The sequence below is a fragment of the Bradyrhizobium sp. WSM4873 genome, assembly GCF_055811355.1.
In genome coordinates this window covers 229,901-247,359 of sequence record NZ_JBVVPS010000001.1, presented here as the reverse complement: position 1 = coordinate 247,359, position 17,459 = coordinate 229,901, and the positions used below count along the sequence as shown (strand labels likewise).

The window sequence follows — 17,459 nt, the reverse complement described above, 5'->3', positions numbered from 1 at the left end:
GCGCGGCCTTCTAGCAAAAATTGTGTGAAGCCGTTTGATATCCCGCTCCGAATACAAAGCCCCGGCGCTGGGGGACGCCGGGGCTTCGCTTGGAAGGTACCTGGGGGCTCAGGTACCTTTGGAAAGGTGCTGTCGGGCTCAGTAGCAGCGGTTGATCATCCGCCAGCGGGGTCCCCAGGGGGTCGGGACCAGCCGGCGCACATAGCAGCCGCCATAGCCGTAGGAGACGACGGGGCCGCGGGCATAAAAGCGCGGTCCACCCCAGCCGTGGCCGTGGTGCCAGCCACCGCCGCCGTGCCAGCCGCCGCCGCCGCCATGCCAATGAGCGGACGCGGAGGTCGGCGCCAGCGCGGCACCAAGCGCGACCGCGGCGACGGCGGCGAGCGAAAGTTTCCTCAACATGGTGATCTCCTCAAAACTGCCGGCGCGGGGCTATCGCGTCGATGGAAAGGCCGCCGAAACGGTCCACCTCAGGAGGAGGCTTTGGTTTCGATGGACCTGAGATTATCCGGGCGAGGCTGAACCAAACCCTGACGCGGCCTTCAGATTGGGTTCATCTGGGTGAAATCGTCGTAATCCATGTTGGCATTCGAACCCCCGGGCCTGCGGCGAAGCGCCCGCGAGCCGGTTTTGGCGGTCGCTTGCCGTATGGCGAAGGCGCCGATATAAGCCCGGCAACTCCGAACCACCGTTTTCTCTTCAAGGACAACATCATGGCCATCGAACGCACCTTCTCGATCATTAAGCCCGACGCCACCGCGCGTAACCTTACCGGGGCGGTTAACGCCGTGATCGAGAAGGCGGGCCTGCGCATCGTCGCGCAGAAGCGCATCCGCATGACCAAGGAACAGGCCGAGACCTTCTATGCGGTCCACAAGGCGCGCCCCTTCTTCGGTGAGCTCGTGGACTTCATGACGTCTGGCCCCGTGGTGGTCCAGGTGCTGGAAGGCGAGGGTGCCGTCTCCAAGTATCGCGACGTGATGGGCGCGACCGATCCGTCCAAGGCGGCTGACGGCACCATCCGCAAGCTCTACGCAAAGTCGATCGGCGAGAACTCCGCGCACGGTTCGGATGCGCCGGAGACCGCCGCGATCGAGATCGCGCAGTTCTTCTCGGGCAACGAGATCGTCGGCTGATCCGTCAGCCGATCAGGTAACGAGACGCGGCGAAAGGACGTAGTGTGAACTGGCTCTGGCAGATCTTCGATCCCGCTACGATCGGGGCATTCTTCACCCAGTTCCGCGTTGAGATGGCCGAACCGACCTTCTGGGTCGCGGTCGGCAAGATCATCTGGATCAACATCCTCTTGTCCGGCGACAATGCGCTGGTGATTGCGCTCGCCTGCCGCGGCCTCAAGCCGCGGCATCGGCTGTGGGGCATGATCCTCGGTGCCGGCGCCGCGGTGCTGCTGCGGATCATCTTCACGGGCATCGTCGCGAGCCTGATGGAGCTGCCGTACCTCAAGCTGGTCGGTGGTCTTGCGCTGATCGTGATTGCGGCAAAGCTGCTGGTGCCGGAGCAGGAGGACGAGGACGGCGTCGAGTCGGCTTCGCATCTGTGGCAGGCCGTGCAGATCGTCGTCGTCGCCGACATCGTCATGAGCCTGGACAACGTCATTGCGGTGGCCGCGGCCGCCAATGGCAGCGCGCCCTTGCTGGTGCTCGGCCTTGCCATCAGCGTGCCCTTGATCGTCGCCGGCGCGGCGCTGATCATGGCGCTGCTCGCGAAGCTGCCGGTTCTGGTGTGGGCCGGCGCGGCACTGCTCGGCTGGATCGCGGGCGAGGTGATTGCGACCGATCCCGGCATCGCGCCGAGGCTGCACACGCTGTTTGACGGTCCGTTCGGCGCGTCGCTGGACAACATGCTCGGCGCCTTCCGCATCCCGCCGCAATTCGCCCATGGCGGCGGAGGCGGCGAATATCTCTGCGCAGCTCTCGGCGTCGTCGTCGTTCTGGTCGGCGGCTCCATCTGGCGCCGGCGCAGCATGAGCGCGGCCGCGCTGGAGTCCTCCGAGCGCCACGCCAAGGCCTCGGCGGAGTAGACTTACCTTTTGAGCATGATGTTTTCGGAAAAGCGCTTCACGCTTTCCGGAGCATGCGCTAGCGCCGGACGATCGAGCCGGCGCGGTTGATCAGGCGGGCGAGCGCGCGGAAGCGGCTGCCGACGCGATCCGCGACGAGATCGCCGAGGCGGTGCTCGAACACCAGCAACAGCTTGCGGCCCATGCTGCGGAAATGCGTCGCGGGCAAGACGCCCGGACGTGCCGCCGAGATCAGATGCGCGACGCGGAAGGCCGCGCCCAGCAGGCGGGCGCGTTCGAGCTGCGCCGGCGTCAGCAGCTCCTGCATGGCGACCGGCGGCTGGTTCTCCTCGCTGAGGCCCGCATAGCGATAGAACACGGACAGGCCGACGAAGGCGCGCTCGGTGTGGGTGATTGCGCCGAAATTGCCGTTGACGACGAGGCTCAGCGTCTGCTCGCCGCGATGATCGGGATGCACGCGCCAGCCGATGTCGGACAGCAGGCACGCGGCATGGCGCAGACGGCGGTCCTCCTCGGTCTCGCGCAACTTCACCACGCGCGCGAGGCGGTCGGTCCAGGCGATCAGCTCGCGCGCGTGCTTGGCCGAACGCGACAGCAGCTGGTTCAGCTCCTCGGCCGCGCAGATCAGTCCGTCCTTGTTGCGTTCGGACTCCGGCAGCTTCTCGTGCAGCAGGCCCTCGCGTACGCCGAAGGTCGAGAACACGATGGTCTTCGGCTTCGCCACCCGAATGATGTGCTCGAGCACCAGTGCGGCATAGGTGAGGAGCGGGCGCCGGGCATCGGCGACGATCTCGATGTCGGCGAGCATGTCGGCGGCCGCAAGCCGGCGCAGGCGGCGGGAAAAATCGAGCGCCTCGGCCGCCGAAATCGAATAGCCGTGCATCACCTGGAGCGGATAGCCGCTCTGGATGATGTGGATGCGCGCAAGCGCGCGCCAGGTGCCGCCGACGGCGTAGAAGCTGCGGCCGCGGCCCGCGGTGAGCTGCGGCACCCCGTCGAGCGCTTCGCGCACGATGCGGTCGGCGCGTTTCAGGGATTTATGCGCGAGGTCCTGCAGCGCGAGGCCGCCGAGCGGCAGCGTCACGCCGCTGCGCACGGTGTTTTTGCGCACGTCGATCAGTTCGAGCGAGCCGCCGCCGAGATCGCCGACGATGCCGTCGGGATGGTGGATGCCGGAGATCACGCCGAGCGCCGACAGCCGCGCCTCGCGCGGGCCCGACAGGATCTCGATCTTCACCGCGCAGATGCGCTCGGCCTTCGCGATGAAGTCGGCGCCGTTGGAGGCGTCGCGGCAGGCGGCGGTCGCAATCGCAAACACCCGTCCGACCTGCATCACCCGGCACAGCGCACGGAAGCGCTTGAGCGAGGTCAGCGCCTTGTCGACGGCGTCGGGGGCAAGCAGTCCCGTGCTCTGCACCTCGCGGCCGAGCCCGCACAGCGTCTTCTCGTTGAAGATCGGAATCAGGCTCCGCGTCAGTCCCTCGTAGACGACGAGACGGACCGAGTTGGAGCCGATGTCGATGACCGCGACGCTCGAGCCGCGCTTGCGCGGCCGCTTCACGTCGACGATCCCGGATCAGGATTGATGACGTTCATTACGGCGCGTGAGGCGGCGCGGCGAGGATTCCTTGAGCGACTTACCACGGCCAGACAGACTCGGATTTGTCATGAAGTAGTTGTGGACGTTGAAAGGCTCCTCGCCCTTCGCGGTCTTCATACGCGTTGAGGACCCGTCCGGCAACAATTGCCAGCTCTGTTCATTGTCCTTGAGATTCGCGACCATGATCTGTTCGAGAACCTGCTGATGCACCGTGGGATTTTGCAGCGGACACAGCACCTCGACGCGGCGGTCGAGGTTGCGCGGCATCATGTCAGCCGAGGAGATATACACAGCCGCTTTCGCGCTCGGCAGGCCCTGGCCCATGCCGAAGCAGTAAATTCGGCCGTGTTCGAGGAATCGTCCGATGATCGACTTGACGCGGATGTTCTCCGACAGGCCGGGAATGCCGGGCCGTAGGCAGCAGATACCGCGCACCACGAGCTCGACCTGCACGCCGGCCTGTGAAGCCTCGTAGAGCGCATCGATGATGTCGGGGTCGACCAGCGCGTTCATTTTCATCCAGACCGCACCGGGCCGCCCGTGCCGTGCATGCGCGGTCTCGCCCTGGATGTGCTCGATGATGCGCTTGCGCAAGGTCAGCGGCGACACCGCCATCTTTTCCAGGTCGCTCGGCGCGGCATAGCCGGTGATGAAGTTGAACACGCGGGCAGCGTCGCGGCCGATGGTTGGATCCGAGGTGAAGTAGGAGAGGTCGGTGTAGATGCGCGCGGTCACCGGGTGGTAATTACCGGTGCCGGTGTGGACGTAGGTTGTGAGGCTGCCGCCCTCGCGCCGCACCACCATCGACAATTTCGCGTGCGTCTTCAGTTCGAGGAAGCCGTAGACGACCTGCACGCCGGCGCGCTCGAGGTCGCGCGCCCAGCGAATGTTGGCCTCCTCGTCGAAGCGGGCCTTCAGCTCGATCAGCGCGGTGACGGATTTGCCGGCTTCGGCAGCTTCCACGAGCGCGCGCACGATCGGCGAGTTGCTCGAGGTGCGGTAGAGCGTCTGCTTGATGGCGACGACGTCGGGATCGCGCGTCGCCTGCTGGAGGAACTGCACCACGACGTCGAAGGATTCATAGGGATGATGGACGACGAGATCCTTCTGCCGGATCGCAGCGAAGATGTCGCCGCCTTGCTCGCGCACGCGCTCGGGATGGCGGGGCACGTAAGGGGTGAATTCCAGATCGGGCCGGTCGAGGCGGGTGAGCTGCGAGAGCTCGTTCATGGCGAGCACGCCATCGACCAGGAACACCTCGTCGTCGGCGGTCGACAGCGCGTGCTGTACGAAGCTGCGCAACTGCTCCGGCATCTTGGCATCGATCTCGAGCCGGATCACCGAGCCGCGGCGGCGGCGCTTCAGTGCGGTCTCGAACAGGCGGACGAGATCCTCGGCCTCTTCCTCGATTTCGAGTTCGGAGTCGCGGATGACACGGAAGGCGCCCTGGCCGTGCAGATTGTAGCCGGGGAACAGGCGGTTGATGAACAGCGCGGTGGCCTGCTCCAGCGAGATCAGCCGAACCACCTTGCCCTCGGCCGGCAGGCGGATGAAGCGGTCGATCTTGCCGGGCATGCGGATCAGCGCGTTCATCTGCTTGCCATCGGCGGCGCGCGTGAGCTGGAGCGCGATGGTGAAGCCGAGGCTCGGAATGAACGGGAAGGGGTGGGCCGGGTCGATCGCAAGCGGTGTCAGCAGCGGGAACACGTTGCTGAGGAAGTAGTCCTCGACCCAGGTTCGTTCCGCCTTGGTGACTTCCTTGCCCTCGACCAGCACGATGCCCTCGTCGGCGAGCGTGCCGCGCAGGTCGCGCCAGATTGCCTGCTGGTCGGAGGCGAGCTGCGAGACGGTTCGGTTGATCAGCGCGAGCTGCTCGGACGGCGTCAGACCGTCGGGGCTGCGCTCGGCAATGCCCTCGCGCACCTGGGCCTTGATGCCGGCGACGCGGACCATGAAGAACTCGTCGAGGTTGTTCGCTGAAATCGACAGGAATCGCACCCGCTCCAGCATGGGATGGCTGGGATTGACCGATTCCTCCAGGACGCGGCGGTTGAAGTGCAGCCAGGAGAGCTCGCGATTGATGAACCGCTCAGGGTTCGATGCGATCGCAGGCGGGCCCTCGGCTTCCGGGGCTTTCTCTTTAACTTCAATAGCTTGCGCAGAATCCATCAGAAGTCGATCCATCCAGTTCGCCCCAATTTGCGACTTACGCGCAAAACCCGCGGGAGCATGTGTTAGAGCGATGACGTTTCGATGACATTGATGTTCCGCCGCCCGGCCGCGTCAAGCCGCCTTGGTCAGACATCCCGGAGCAGCCCGGCCGCCAGCGCCCTTGTGACGGGGCGGCCGAGGCGCAGGGCCTCGCTGTCCAGCAGGTCCACAGCCCGTCGGGCGGCGGCCGAGGACCGCTCCAGGCGAGTGGCGAGGTAGCTGACCACGCTCTCGTCCACCGCGAGCTGGCGGTCGGTGCAGAATTTGACGATCAGGCCGCGGAAGAGCTGGTCGTCAGGCGGCAGCAGCGAGACAACGGGGACGGCGCGGAGCCGCGAGCGCAGGTCGGCGAGTTCGATCTCGAGAGAAGCGGGCGCCTCGCGTCCGGTGAAGAGGACGTAGGCGCCGTCCTCGCGGGCTAGATTCATCAGATGGAACAGGGCGCGCTCGTCGAATTGCCCGGCCTTGGGATCCTCGACCACCAGCGCGCCAGTGGCGAGCGCAGCCGGGACGGCCTCGGCGGTCAGCCCATTGGCCGTGGTCGAGCGGGCGCCTGAAGCCTCGGCCCAGATCGCGGCGAGATGGCTCTTGCCGCTTCCTTCCGGGCCGGCCAGCCACATGATCCGATTCGGCCATTCCGGCCAGGCGTCGATGAGGGCAAGACCGGCGGCGTTGACGGGGCCCTCAAGGAAATTGTCCCGGCTCAGGCTCTCCGCATGCGGAAGCGAAAACGCCAATTGTCGGGGATGAACGTGGCCTGGCACGCTTGCTTTGCTCCGTGCCGGCGTGCCGGCTTCGTTTGAAGAGATGCGACTTAATCGAGCGGGAGTTGGCCTTTTGCGGGGCCGCTTCCCAACTCATTTGGCCTCGATCGTGCTCATGTGCCGCAACCACTCGACAAGATAGAGCGACACGGAGGAAAGCGTGAAGACCGTGACGAGGCCCATCAGGATGATATCATAAGGGCCGGCTTTGAAGCCGAAGGCGAGGGCGGCCAGCACCAGCGCCGCGAACGCCACCTGGGCCACAGTGTTGAGCTTGGATACCTTCGAGGGCTTCATCTCCACAGGCCGGTCGAACAGCCACGATATGATCACGGCAGCGACGATCATGATGTCGCGCGAGACCACCAGGATGACGATCCAGCGCGGAATCGCGCCCCAGATGCCCAGCGCCATGTAGATCGAGACCAGCAGCGCCTTGTCGGCGAGCGGGTCGAGCAAAGCGCCGAGCTCGCTCGTCATGTTGAAGCGCTTGGCAAGGAAGCCGTCGACCGCGTCGCTGATACCGGCGATCAGGAAGACGGCGAACGCCACCTCCATTTGGCTCGACACGATGGCCCAGACGATGATCGGGACCAGCATGATGCGGCCCAAAGTAATGATGTTCGGTATACTCACACGGCGCTTCCCGGCACCCGGCCTGACCTCGAATTCGGCCCTTTGGAGGCTGAACCGGTTGATATCTCTACATAGTATACGGAGGCGCGCCATGCGAGCCATTGCGCGTCCCCGGAATTCGACGTAACCAGCCGCAAACCCACTGGAAATCGGGCATGACCGACCGCAAAAACGGCCTCACTTACGCCGATTCAGGCGTCGATATCGATGCGGGCAACCGCTTGGTCGACCTGATCAAGCCGATGGTGCGCGCCACCGCACGTCCCGGCGCTGACGCCGAAATCGGCGGATTCGGCGGCCTGTTCGATCTCAAGGCGGCCGGTTTCAAGGATCCCATCCTGGTGGCCGCGACCGATGGCGTGGGCACCAAAGTCAAGATCGCGATCGAGACCGGCCTGCATGGCGGGATCGGCATCGATCTCGTCGCCATGAGTGTCAACGACCTCGTGGTGCAGGGCGCCGAGCCGCTGTTCTTTCTGGACTATTTTGCCTGCGGCAAGCTCGATCCGGAGGCGACCGCGTCGATCGTCGCCGGTGTCGCCGAAGGCTGCCGCGAATCCGGCTGCGCCCTGATCGGCGGCGAGACGGCCGAGATGCCCGGCCTCTACAAGGACGGCGACTACGACCTCGGTGGCTTTGCCGTCGGCGCCGCGGAGCGGGGCACGCTCTTGCCGCGCAAGGACATCGCCGCCGGCGATGCCGTGATCGGGCTCGCCTCGTCGGGCGTGCACTCCAACGGTTTCTCGCTGGTGCGCAAGATCGTGGAACAATCCGGCCTCGGCTTCGGAGCGCAGGCGCCGTTTGCGCCCGTCATGACGCTCGGCGGCGCGCTGCTGACGCCGACACGTCTCTACGTCAAATCCTGCCTGCGCGCGATCCGCGAGACCGGCGCGGTGAAGGGGCTCGCCCACATCACCGGCGGCGGCTTCACCGACAACATTCCGCGCGTGCTGCCGAAGCATCTCGGAGTCGGTATCGATCTGGCGCGCCTGCCGGTGCTGCCGGTGTTCAAATGGCTGGCCGCGCAGGCCGGCATCGCCGAGCTCGAAATGCTGCGGACCTTCAATTGCGGGATCGGCATGATCGCGATCGTCGAGCCGGACAAGGTCGAAGAGGTCGTCGAGGTCTTCGCCGATGCCGGCGAGACCGTGGCACAGCTCGGCACTGTGATCCCGGCCGAGGGCGAGCACCGCGTCGTCTATAACGGCCATCTCGATATGGCGCTGTAGTGACCGGCGCTGTGATGAAACGCCGCGTCGCCATCCTGATTTCCGGCCGTGGCTCCAACATGGCTGCGCTGGTCAAGGGCGCGGCCGCGCCGGATTTTCCGGCGGAGATTTCGCTCGTCATCTCGAACAAGGCCGATGCGCAGGGGCTGGAAAGGGCCAAAGCGAGCGGCGTGAAGACGCTGGTGATCGAAAGCAAGCCGTTCGGCAAGGACCGCGCCGGATTCGAGAAGGTGCTGCAAGCAGCGCTCGATCAGCACGGCATCGAGCTGATTTGCCTCGGCGGCTTCATGCGCCTGTTCACGGCCGAATTCACCAAGGCGTGGTACGGGCGGATGCTCAACATCCATCCCTCGCTCCTGCCGTCCTTCCCCGGTCTCGACCCGCACGGCCAGGCGTTGCGCGCCGGCGTCAAGCTGTCCGGCGCGACAGTGCACTTCGTGATCCCCGAGACCGACGCCGGCCCGATCGTGATGCAGGGCGCGGTGCCTGTGAGCGATCACGATACCGCGGCCACGCTGTCGGAGCGTATCCTCGAAGTCGAGCACCGCATCTATCCCGCAGCACTGAGCCTGCTCGCGACCGGCAAGGTCCGGATCGAGGGCGATGTGTGCAAGACCGCCGGCAGCGGGCCGTCGGAGAATTTTCTGGTTGCGCCGTTGGTGCGGTGAAGCGCCGTCGCACTCGGAAACTTCCCATCCCAAACAAAAACCCCCGGCAGAGCCGGGGGCAACGTCATGATCTCTTGCGCAGACCGCGAGAGAAATCAGGAAACCTTGAGGTTCTCCGCGGATGCCTTGCCGCGGTTCTCCACGAGGTCGTATTCAACCACCTGATTTTCATTGAGGGTCGAGAGTCCGGCGCGCTCGACGGCGGAGATGTGGACGAAGACGTCCTTGTCACTGCCGTTCGGCTTGATGAACCCATAGCCCTTGGTCGGGTTGAACCATTTGACGGTGCCCTTTTGCGGCATCCTCAGTCTCCTCCGCTAGATACAAAAACGACGCGGCCGCTTTTCGCGTGCCACGCCACAAACGGGCTTCCGGTAGTCTGTTCGAGTCTTGAGTCTCAATGTCGCGAAACGCACAGTCGAGCGGCCAATTCCGATTGTGTCCGATATTGCAACATGAAAATCGCCCGTTAGCAAGCCGCGCGCGAATTTCAAGAGCCCGACCGGAGTACCCGACCGCAATTTGCGACCTGTGGCCGCGGAACCACAATCGGAAGCAATGCCTTTGCCTGGACGCGCCAGCCGGTTGACCCTCAGTAACAGTTCGGCACAAATCGCGGCACGCGTGCGCCGCTCCTGTTGCATTTTTGCGCGCCGCTCTTTGCTTCGGGATTTGTCGCCATGTGCTGCATTTCGCAGCCCTCAGAGACACGGCAGGCGATCAGGCTGAACCGCGTCCGCTGGATCGCGGCTGCCGTGGCGTTTGCTCTCATCATGGTGCTGTCGACAACATCAGGCTTTGCGCAAAGTCCGACGCCCACGCCGACCCCGACACCCACGCCGTCACCGACGCCGATTCCGATGCCGACAGCGACCAATCACGACCAGTCGGCCGGCAACAGCGCGCTCAATCTCGGCTCGAATTTCCTGGAGCGGCTCGGCAACCAGGCGTCTGGCGGCGTCAACCGGGCGTTTCGGACCAATCCCGGCGGCGGCGGCGCATCGGCGAGCACGGAAGATCCGCGCTACCGCACCTGGTTCGAGGGCTACGGCATCTCGGTCCGGACAGATGCGCAAGGAGACTTTGTCGGCGACAAACGCAAGACGTTTGGCGGTGTCGCAGGCTTTGGCGCGCGGCTCGCGCCGGGTGTCAATCTCGGCTTCTCCGTCGACCAGAGCAACACCGACATCGACGTGCCGCTCGCACTTCAATCCGCGACGCTGGACCTGACGCAACTCGGCTTCAGCGGCTCTGTCGACAAGGGTCCCTGGACCTGGGCGTTCGCTTTGGTGCACGGCTTCGGCAAGGTCCGCTCCAGCCGGGATACCGGCCTGGGACTTGCGACCGCAGGTTATCGTGCCGCAGTCGACGGCGCGCTGACCGAGATCAGCTATTACTGGACCAAGGACCAGATGCGCATCGTGCCCAAAGGCGCACTGGAATATGTCCGCGCCACCAGCGTCGCGTTCCAGGAGGTTGGCGGCCTCGATCCACTCAATGTCGGCTCGACGGCGCTCTCGCGCGGGCGGGTCATGATCGGAGCCGAGGTCGGGCGCTACTTCATCTTCGACCAGAAGATCCTGGACCTGTCCGCCTATGGCAAGTTCGTCGACAATTTCCATCAGAACCTGGGATCGGTGCAGGTCAGCCTCGGGACCCAGAGCATCGTCGTGCCCGGTATCGGCGAGAGCCGCTACGGCATGGATGCCGGCGCCTCGGCCTCGCTCAGCCTGACCAACACGGCGCGGCTCTACGTCAATTACGACGGCAAGTTCCGCAACGAGCTGACGTCGCATCAGGGCACGGTCGGCTTCGAACATCGGTGGTGAGGCGAAGCCTGCCCACGTCCGCCCAAAGCAGGATCCGGAAAACTGTGAAGCGGTTTTCCGAAAAGATCATGCTCAGGCTTTAGGTCGGCATTGCCGCGACATATCCCGTCAATCCAAAACCCTCGCGCGCGGCCGTCATCATCGGGGCCAGCGCGTTCGGGTGGATGAACTCGTCGCGGAAGCAGGGATGGATCTTGGGGTCGAAGATTTTCTTCAGCCAATCGACCACGATCTTGTGGCGCTCGGAGGCGCGGAACTCCTTGTGGTAGGTGAGCCAGAGATCGGCGTGGTGGCTGACGCCGAGATCGACGGCAACGAGCGGAGCACCGAGCGCGATCGAGACTGTCGGCAGGAACCCGATGCCGGCGCCGCGCTCCACCGCATAGAGCACGCCGACCGAGGAATTGGTCTTGATCCCGACAATGCCCTCCAGGGACTTAAGTCCGAGCACGCGGGCGTAAGCGCCGTCGTCGACCTGCGGGGCGCTCTGCTTGATGATGCGGTGGTTCTTCAGCTCGGCCAAGCTCGCGGGCACGCCGTAGAGGTTTTCGTACTCCTTGGAGACGAAGGGATAGATGTGCAGCCGGCCGAGCTTGGCGACGATCAGATCGGGATTGGTCGGCGGCTCGAGCTGGATCGCAATATCGGATTCGAGCCTCGCGACGTCGGCCTGTTCCATCGCGCAGCGCAGGTCGACGGTGATCTTGCGATAAGTCTTCTGGAAGTCGATCAGTCGCGGCAGGATCCAGAAATTGCCGGGGCCTTCCGTCACCGCGACGCGCACGGTGCCTGACATGTCATTCGACGATCGCGAGGCACGCCGGAACACGTTGAAGGCATGACGCTCCATATGCGCGACGTCGGCGATCATCGCGCTGCCTTCGTCACTGAGTGTGAGCCCGCTCTGGTCGCGCAGGAATAGCTTGCAGTCGATGCTCTCTTCGAGCCGGTCGATCCTGCGCATCAGGGTGGTGGAGGTGAGCCCGAGCTGCTCGGCGGCGTTGCGGAAACTTTTATATTTTGCGCAAGCTAAAAATAGTTTCAAATCGTCCCAGGACATATCCAGGGCTTCTTCACGGTGCTGCATCATCGCAGCACCCCGGTGCAATAACTGCTGCATACGCCTGATCCCCAGCCGCTAAGCTCTTGGTCATAGCGGGGCACGAAAGCCGCGAACGATAGAGGGGTGATATGGGTATGGAAAGGGGCTCGTTTGCCGCAAGGCATGATTTCGACGCGCTGCCGCTCAGTCCGGATGTCGACGTCCGTCGCGCCCAACTTTCCGAAATCGCCGCGCTGTCGCAGTTGGCGCACCGGCTGGTGCCGGGCGTTCGGATCGGGGCGGCGGAGCTTGCAAAATATTTCGCCTTCGACCCCGAGAGCATCCTGACTTTCAGCCGGAAGGGCAACCTTGTCGGCGGCATGGCCTTCCTGTTTCTCAACGATCGCGGGCATGATGCGCTGCTGCTTGACGAGATCTGCCTCACCGCGCCGGAGACGCGCCATCTCGCGTCCGCGAAGGAAGACGTTTCCGCTATCTACATCTGGGCGATCGCGGCGACCGGGCGCGGCGTCGCTGGTCTCGGCAAGGCCGCGGCTCATCTTAGACAGCTAAGGTTTCGCAACGCGGATTGCTATGCGCAGCCGTCAACCGTGGCCGGCCGCGATATCATGAAGGCGACAGGATTCGAGCCTGTTCCAAGCTTCCAACCCGATCTCTGGTGCTACGAGCGGCCATGGCATCGGCAGCCGATGCGCATGCCGGGCGCGATCATCCAAGCAAGGAGTTTTGCAGATGCACGGTACTAGGATTCCTCTCGCGAAGCCCGATTCCCGCGCCATCACCATTCGCCTCGCGCGCGATCTCAGCGATCTCATGCTGGTCACCTCGATCCGCTCAGCCGTCTATCTCGCCGAGCAGGATTGCCCGTTCGATGAGGAGTTCGACGGCAACGACATGGTCGCCGCGCATTTCATCGGCTATGTCGGCAACGAGCCTGCGGGCTGTCTGCGGGTGCGGTTCTTCGGCGACTTCGCCAAGGTGGAACGGCTTGCGGTGCGGCACCAATATCGGCGGTCGCGGGTCTCGTTCAAGCTGGTACAGGCGAGCGTCGATTATGTGAAGCGCAAGGGCTTTCGCAAGATCTACGGCCAGGCGCAGGACCGGCTGGTCGATTTCTGGGCCCATTTCGGCGCCAAGCCGCTTGGCCACAATCGCAAGATCACTTTCTCCGACTTCTCCTACACGGAAATGCTGCTGGAGATCGAGCCGGGCCCGGATGCCATTACGCTGGACAGCGATCCGTACGTGATCATCCGCCCCGAGGGCGATTGGGACCGGCCGGGCGTGCTCGACGCCTCGGCAGGACGGGCCGTGACGTCGCCGCTGCGGGACGTCGCGCTCGCCAGCCGTTGAAACTGGTGCAGCTGCGCGCAAAACCATGCTGGTTTCCATCACCGACGATCCGCCGATCCTGGTCTGCGCGGATCTCCAGGTCGAATATCTGACCCCCGGACGTCGTCACGTCATCCTCGACGGCGATGCCGCCACGGCGCGCTGCGTGGAACTGCTGACGCTGTGGCGCGACAATCTCTGGCCGGTGATGCATCTGAAGCGCATCGCGCAGGCGGCCTGGTTCAATCCGGCATCCAGGCTGACCGATTGGATCGCGGAGGCGAAGCCGCGGCCGGGAGAAATGACTTTCGAGCACCCGCTGCCGTCGGCCTACAGTTCGGCGCGTTTTGTGGACTACATGTCCAATATCCGCAATGTCCGTTGCGTGCTCGCGGGCTTTTCCCTGGACGAAACTGTCCTGGCCACCGCTGTCGACGGGTTTCATCGCAGCCATCGCTTCCAGGTGGTGGCCGACGCGGTCGCTTGCCGGCAGCCGGGGACTGCCGATGCTGCCGCCTACAAGCATGCGGTAGTGAATGTGATCGGAAATTTTGCTACAATCCAGTCCAGCGCCGAACTGATCAGAACCAGCGGCGCCGTTGCGGTGTAGGCGGCCGCGATCGACGGACGGAGTGGGACATTGTCACGGGGAGATCAGCTCGAGGAGCTGGCAAGCGACCTGTCGCGTGCCGCCGAGGCGGCGCGCCGTCTTGGTCTTCCCACGACGGTGTATCTGCTCTCGATGGCGCTGGTGGAGGTGCGGGAAGCCGCTGCTGCCGATAACGATGGGAATGACGAGGGCGCGGCGTGACAGCGGCCCGATGTGCGGCTTTGTGCAACGCTGCTGAGCGCTTGCTGCCGACGAATTGACGTTGCAAGTTCTGCGCTGTGGCAATAGCCAAGGAACTGGATCATCGAGTGATGACGCTGGCCGCGCCGGCGACGTGACGCTTTCAAGGATGCCCGCAAATGTCCATGTTGCCCAATTCGCAAGAGGCCCGGGATGTGGCCTACCAGCTCCATCCCTACACCAACGCGCGCGCCCATCAGGAGGCCGGTCCCCTGGTGATCGAACGCGGCGAGGGCCCTTACGTGTTCGACGCGTCGGGGAAGCGCTATTTCGAGGCGATGGCAGGCCTATGGAGCGTCGGGCTCGGCTTCAACGAGAAGCGGCTGGTCGACGCCGCGCACAAGCAGATGCAGGCGCTGCCATTCTATCACACGTTCTCCGCCAAATCGCACGGGCCTTCGATCGATCTTGCCGAGAAGCTGGTCGCGCTCGCGCCTGTTACGATGAGCAAGGTGTTCTTCACCAACTCCGGCTCGGAGGCTAACGACACCGTTCTGAAGTTGATTGCCTATCGCTCCAATGCGCTCGGCCAGCCACAGCGCAAGAAGGTGATCAGCCGGATGCGCGCCTATCACGGCGTCACCATTGCGTCCGCCAGCCTCACCGGGCTGCCGAACAACCACCGCTCTTTCGACCTGCCGCTCCCGAACATCCTGCACACGGGCTCGCCGCATTTCTACAAGGACGGCGCGCCGGGCGAGAGTGAGGAGGCGTTCGCGACCCGGCGGGCCGAGGAACTCGACGCGCTGATCCAGAAGGAGGGGCCGGACACGATCGCAGCCTTCTTCGGTGAGCCGGTGATGGGCGCGGGCGGTGTCATCGTGCCGCCGGCGACCTATTGGGACAAGATCCAGAAGGTGCTGAACAAGTACGACATCTTGTTGGTCGCCGACGAGGTCATCTGCGGCTTCGGCCGCACCGGCAAGATGTTCGGCTGCGAAACCTACGGCATCAAGCCCGACGCGATCGTGGTCTCCAAGCAGATCACCTCGAGCTATTTCCCCCTATCGGCCATCATGATGAACGATCGCATGTTCGAGCCGATCGCCGATGAGAGCAACAAGATCGGCGTGCTCGGCCACGGCTTCACCGCGGGCGGCCATCCGGTCGGCTCGGCGATTGCGCTGGAGAACTTGAAAATCATCGAGGAGCGGGGTCTGGTGGCGCATGCCGCCGAGCTCGGTGGCTACATGCAAGGCAAGCTGCGTGAACTCACCGGCCATCCGCTGGTCGGCGAGGTCCGCGGTGTCGGCATGATCGCTGCGATCGAACTGGTGCTGGACAAGGCGCGCAAGACCGCAGCGGCAACACCGGGCGCCGTCGGCGGCATGGCAAGCCGCATGCTGCAGGAGCGCGGCGTGATCTCGCGCAACATGCTCGACGCCATCGCCATCTGCCCGCCGCTGATCGTCACCAAGGCCCAGATCGACGAGCTGGTCGCGGCGATTTCAGGTGTGCTGGACGACATGAAGGGCGAAGTGGCGAAGCTGACGCCGGCGTAGGGGGCGTCGCTTCACGCGTGAGCGGAGCGCTCTATCACACCCCCGGTGTCGTCCTGGCGAAGGCCGGGACCCATACCGCGTGATCTATCGAGAAGGGTGGTAGCAGTCCCGAACGACGAGTCTTCGCCAAACTGCTCCCTGGGGTAATGGATCCCGGCCTTCGCCGGGACGACAAGGAGGCATCGGGCCTATTCCGCCCGCTGAACCCCGATCACGCGGCCTTTCTCGACCGCCAGCGCCAGCTCGCCGCGCTTCAGTTTCAGGGCGGCCTCGCCGAACAGCTCGCGGCGCCAGCCGCGTAGCGCCGGCACGTCGGCCTCGTCGTCGGCCGCGATCTCCTCGAGGTCGTCGACGGTCGCAATCACCTTGCTGGCGACCGCATGGCGCTCCGCGGTCATGCGCAGCAGCACCTTCAACAGCTCGACGATCGCGGCGCCATTGTTATTGTTGCGCGGCTTTTCCAGCTTCGGCAGCGTCGCGTGATCCCGCGCCAGCCCGCGCTCGACGGCGGCGACGATGTCGGCGCCCCATTTGGATTTCTCAAAACCCTTCGGCACCGAGCGCAGGTTCGCGAGCTTCTCGATCGTATTCGGCGCGTGGGTCGCGATGTCGCTGACGGCCTCGTCGCGCAGCACGCGGCCGCGCGGCACGTCGCGGCTCTGCGCCTCCTGCTCGCGCCAGGCGGCGACCTCCATCAGGACCGCGAGGTCCTTGGGCTTGCGCACCCGCGTCTTGAGCCGTTCCCAGGCACGCTCGGGGTGGAAGTCGTAGGTCTTCGGCGAAGTCAGGACTTCCATCTCGATCGAGACCCATTCGCTGCGCCGGCGCTTCTTGAGGTCGGCATCGAGGGCTGCGAACACGTCGCGCAAATGCGTGACGTCGGACACGGCGTAGTGCATCTGCTCCTTGGTCAGCGGCCGGCGCGACCAGTCGGTGAAGCGGTGGGTTTTGTCAGGGCGGTGTCCAGTGACCTTCTCGACCAGTGCGTCGTAGGCGATGCTGTCGCCGTAGCCGAGCACCATCGCCGCGACCTGGGTGTCGAACACCGGGTGCGGAATGATATTGGCCTGATGCCAGATGATCTCGATGTCCTGGCGGGCGGCGTGGAACACCTTCAACACGCCCTCGTTGCCCATCAGCTCGAAGAACGGCTTGAGGTCGATTCCCTCGGCCAGGGTGTCGATGACGATCGCTTCCTCGGCGCTGGCCATCTGCACCACGCACAGCAGCGGGTAATAGGTGGTCTCGCGCAGGAACTCGGTATCGACGGTAATGACGGGGTGCTTGGCCAGCCGGCTGCAGGCAGCCGCAAGGTCAGCGGTGGTGGTAATCAAATCCATGAACGGCCCATGACAAGTCCATCAGCCGTTCTGCCGAAAGCGCTGTGATGTCAAGGGGCTCGAAGCGAATTCGAGCCTTGCATTTGGGCCGGAATCGCATTTTCCGACGAAAATCCTATTCGTAGCGGACCCGCCGGGAGGGTTTGCGCGCACAAGGCAGTGCCACCACGACCACGCACATGGCGACCAGCGCCAGCCCCAGGAACTCGAAAACCAACAGATCCACGGCAAACCCCCTCGGAAACATTGCTAAACTTGTCTAGGGCGAATTGAGGGTCTGTTAATTCTCGTGGTTACCGGCGGCGGGTCGGGCCGGATGGTGGACGTGGGGTTAACGGGGGCGGCCGTCCAAAACGAATTCGGCGCCCCGCATGACGGAGCGCCGACGTTCGTT

Annotated in this window: 18 protein-coding genes; 10 read left to right on the top strand and 8 right to left on the bottom strand. The window is 64.4% G+C overall.

What is annotated here, in order from left to right:
* Positions 1-138: 138 nt before the first annotated feature.
* On the bottom strand, positions 139-402 hold the full coding sequence (locus tag AC0L21_RS01205) for a sulfur globule protein precursor (protein WP_473257158.1): 264 nt from the start codon (positions 400-402) through the stop codon (positions 139-141).
* 311 nt (positions 403-713) lie between these two features.
* On the opposite strand from AC0L21_RS01205, the gene ndk reads away from it, so the two are divergent.
* Together ndk and AC0L21_RS01195 are read left to right on the top strand one after the other, a co-directional pair.
* Positions 714-1,136 carry a nucleoside-diphosphate kinase gene (gene ndk, locus AC0L21_RS01200; RefSeq protein ID WP_007591953.1) on the top strand — a complete coding sequence of 141 codons (423 nt, stop codon included), beginning with the start codon at positions 714-716 and terminating at the stop codon, positions 1,134-1,136.
* Between the two features lie 44 nt (positions 1,137-1,180).
* Entirely contained in the window at positions 1,181-2,041 is an 861-nt protein-coding gene (locus AC0L21_RS01195; protein WP_473257156.1) for a TerC family protein, read from the top strand.
* 58 nt (positions 2,042-2,099) lie between these two features.
* Here the strand turns inward: AC0L21_RS01195 and ppx are convergent, their stop codons facing one another.
* From ppx to AC0L21_RS01175, 4 genes are all read right to left on the bottom strand, one after another.
* Positions 2,100-3,602, bottom strand: a complete 1,503-nt coding sequence (gene ppx / locus AC0L21_RS01190; RefSeq protein WP_473257154.1) for an exopolyphosphatase — start codon at positions 3,600-3,602, stop codon at positions 2,100-2,102.
* 15 nt (positions 3,603-3,617) lie between these two features.
* Positions 3,618-5,810, bottom strand: a complete 2,193-nt coding sequence (locus AC0L21_RS01185; protein ID WP_473257152.1) for an RNA degradosome polyphosphate kinase — start codon at positions 5,808-5,810, stop codon at positions 3,618-3,620.
* A 128-nt stretch (positions 5,811-5,938) separates the two neighbouring features.
* On the bottom strand, positions 5,939-6,616 hold the full coding sequence (locus tag AC0L21_RS01180) for a P-loop NTPase family protein (RefSeq protein WP_473257150.1): 678 nt from the start codon (positions 6,614-6,616) through the stop codon (positions 5,939-5,941).
* A 93-nt stretch (positions 6,617-6,709) separates the two neighbouring features.
* Complete coding sequence (locus AC0L21_RS01175; protein ID WP_027569696.1) at positions 6,710-7,252, bottom strand: CDP-alcohol phosphatidyltransferase family protein; 543 nt, start codon at positions 7,250-7,252, stop codon at positions 6,710-6,712.
* 155 nt (positions 7,253-7,407) lie between these two features.
* Between AC0L21_RS01175 and purM the strand changes: the two genes are divergently transcribed.
* On the top strand, positions 7,408-8,481 hold the full coding sequence (gene purM, locus AC0L21_RS01170) for a phosphoribosylformylglycinamidine cyclo-ligase (RefSeq protein WP_473257148.1): 1,074 nt from the start codon (positions 7,408-7,410) through the stop codon (positions 8,479-8,481).
* 14 nt (positions 8,482-8,495) lie between these two features.
* A complete protein-coding gene (gene purN, locus AC0L21_RS01165) occupies positions 8,496-9,149 on the top strand; it encodes a phosphoribosylglycinamide formyltransferase (RefSeq protein ID WP_473257144.1) in 654 nt (217 codons plus the stop codon).
* A 95-nt stretch (positions 9,150-9,244) separates the two neighbouring features.
* On the opposite strand, the gene AC0L21_RS01160 is transcribed toward purN, so the two are convergent.
* Positions 9,245-9,451, bottom strand: coding sequence for a cold-shock protein (locus tag AC0L21_RS01160; RefSeq protein WP_007591938.1), 207 nt, complete (start codon positions 9,449-9,451; stop codon positions 9,245-9,247).
* Between the two features lie 378 nt (positions 9,452-9,829).
* Here AC0L21_RS01160 and AC0L21_RS01155 point away from each other — a divergent pair, with 378 nt between their 5' ends.
* Positions 9,830-10,978 carry an autotransporter outer membrane beta-barrel domain-containing protein gene (locus AC0L21_RS01155; protein ID WP_473257141.1) on the top strand — a complete coding sequence of 383 codons (1,149 nt, stop codon included), beginning with the start codon at positions 9,830-9,832 and terminating at the stop codon, positions 10,976-10,978.
* Positions 10,979-11,057: 79 nt separating this feature from the next.
* Here the strand turns inward: AC0L21_RS01155 and AC0L21_RS01150 are convergent, their stop codons facing one another.
* Complete coding sequence (locus AC0L21_RS01150; RefSeq protein WP_473257139.1) at positions 11,058-12,098, bottom strand: LysR family transcriptional regulator; 1,041 nt, start codon at positions 12,096-12,098, stop codon at positions 11,058-11,060.
* Positions 12,099-12,169: 71 nt separating this feature from the next.
* Here AC0L21_RS01150 and AC0L21_RS01145 point away from each other — a divergent pair, with 71 nt between their 5' ends.
* The 5 genes from AC0L21_RS01145 (at position 12,170) to AC0L21_RS01125 (ending at position 15,725) form a co-directional block, all read left to right on the top strand.
* Positions 12,170-12,787 (top strand): hypothetical protein, encoded by a 618-nt coding sequence (locus tag AC0L21_RS01145; protein WP_473257137.1) that lies wholly within the window; start codon positions 12,170-12,172, stop codon positions 12,785-12,787.
* A complete protein-coding gene (locus AC0L21_RS01140; protein WP_473257135.1) occupies positions 12,774-13,394 on the top strand; it encodes a GNAT family N-acetyltransferase in 621 nt (206 codons plus the stop codon). The genes AC0L21_RS01145 and AC0L21_RS01140 overlap by 14 nt, the downstream gene beginning before the upstream one ends.
* Positions 13,395-13,419: 25 nt before the next feature.
* Positions 13,420-13,983 carry an isochorismatase family protein gene (locus AC0L21_RS01135; RefSeq protein ID WP_473257133.1) on the top strand — a complete coding sequence of 188 codons (564 nt, stop codon included), beginning with the start codon at positions 13,420-13,422 and terminating at the stop codon, positions 13,981-13,983.
* A 30-nt stretch (positions 13,984-14,013) separates the two neighbouring features.
* Positions 14,014-14,184 carry a hypothetical protein gene (locus AC0L21_RS01130; protein ID WP_473257130.1) on the top strand — a complete coding sequence of 57 codons (171 nt, stop codon included), beginning with the start codon at positions 14,014-14,016 and terminating at the stop codon, positions 14,182-14,184.
* Between the two features lie 158 nt (positions 14,185-14,342).
* The gene (locus AC0L21_RS01125; RefSeq protein ID WP_473257128.1) at positions 14,343-15,725 is read left to right on the top strand and encodes an aspartate aminotransferase family protein; all 1,383 of its coding nucleotides are present in this window, start codon (positions 14,343-14,345) and stop codon (positions 15,723-15,725) included.
* 188 nt (positions 15,726-15,913) lie between these two features.
* On the opposite strand, the gene rnd is transcribed toward AC0L21_RS01125, so the two are convergent.
* Complete coding sequence (gene rnd / locus AC0L21_RS01120; RefSeq protein ID WP_473257126.1) at positions 15,914-17,065, bottom strand: ribonuclease D; 1,152 nt, start codon at positions 17,063-17,065, stop codon at positions 15,914-15,916.
* Positions 17,066-17,459 lie beyond the last annotated feature (394 nt).

What these genes read in the sequence shown, in the direction of transcription:
- AC0L21_RS01140 (WP_473257135.1), top strand. Translation starts at nt 12,774, where the DNA reads ATGCACGGTACTAGGATTCCTCTCGCGAAGCCCGATTCCCGCGCCATC.
- purN (WP_473257144.1), top strand. Translation starts at nt 8,496, where the DNA reads ATGAAACGCCGCGTCGCCATCCTGATTTCCGGCCGTGGCTCCAACATG.
- rnd (WP_473257126.1), bottom strand. Translation starts at nt 17,065, where the DNA reads ATGGATTTGATTACCACCACCGCTGACCTTGCGGCTGCCTGCAGCCGG.
- AC0L21_RS01150 (WP_473257139.1), bottom strand. Translation starts at nt 12,098, where the DNA reads ATGCAGCAGTTATTGCACCGGGGTGCTGCGATGATGCAGCACCGTGAA.
- AC0L21_RS01155 (WP_473257141.1), top strand. Translation starts at nt 9,830, where the DNA reads ATGTGCTGCATTTCGCAGCCCTCAGAGACACGGCAGGCGATCAGGCTG.
- AC0L21_RS01160 (WP_007591938.1), bottom strand. Translation starts at nt 9,451, where the DNA reads ATGCCGCAAAAGGGCACCGTCAAATGGTTCAACCCGACCAAGGGCTAT.
- AC0L21_RS01185 (WP_473257152.1), bottom strand. Translation starts at nt 5,810, where the DNA reads ATGGATTCTGCGCAAGCTATTGAAGTTAAAGAGAAAGCCCCGGAAGCC.
- AC0L21_RS01145 (WP_473257137.1), top strand. Translation starts at nt 12,170, where the DNA reads ATGGGTATGGAAAGGGGCTCGTTTGCCGCAAGGCATGATTTCGACGCG.
- AC0L21_RS01205 (WP_473257158.1), bottom strand. Translation starts at nt 402, where the DNA reads ATGTTGAGGAAACTTTCGCTCGCCGCCGTCGCCGCGGTCGCGCTTGGT.
- ndk (WP_007591953.1), top strand. Translation starts at nt 714, where the DNA reads ATGGCCATCGAACGCACCTTCTCGATCATTAAGCCCGACGCCACCGCG.
- purM (WP_473257148.1), top strand. Translation starts at nt 7,408, where the DNA reads ATGACCGACCGCAAAAACGGCCTCACTTACGCCGATTCAGGCGTCGAT.
- AC0L21_RS01125 (WP_473257128.1), top strand. Translation starts at nt 14,343, where the DNA reads ATGTCCATGTTGCCCAATTCGCAAGAGGCCCGGGATGTGGCCTACCAG.
- AC0L21_RS01135 (WP_473257133.1), top strand. Translation starts at nt 13,420, where the DNA reads ATGCTGGTTTCCATCACCGACGATCCGCCGATCCTGGTCTGCGCGGAT.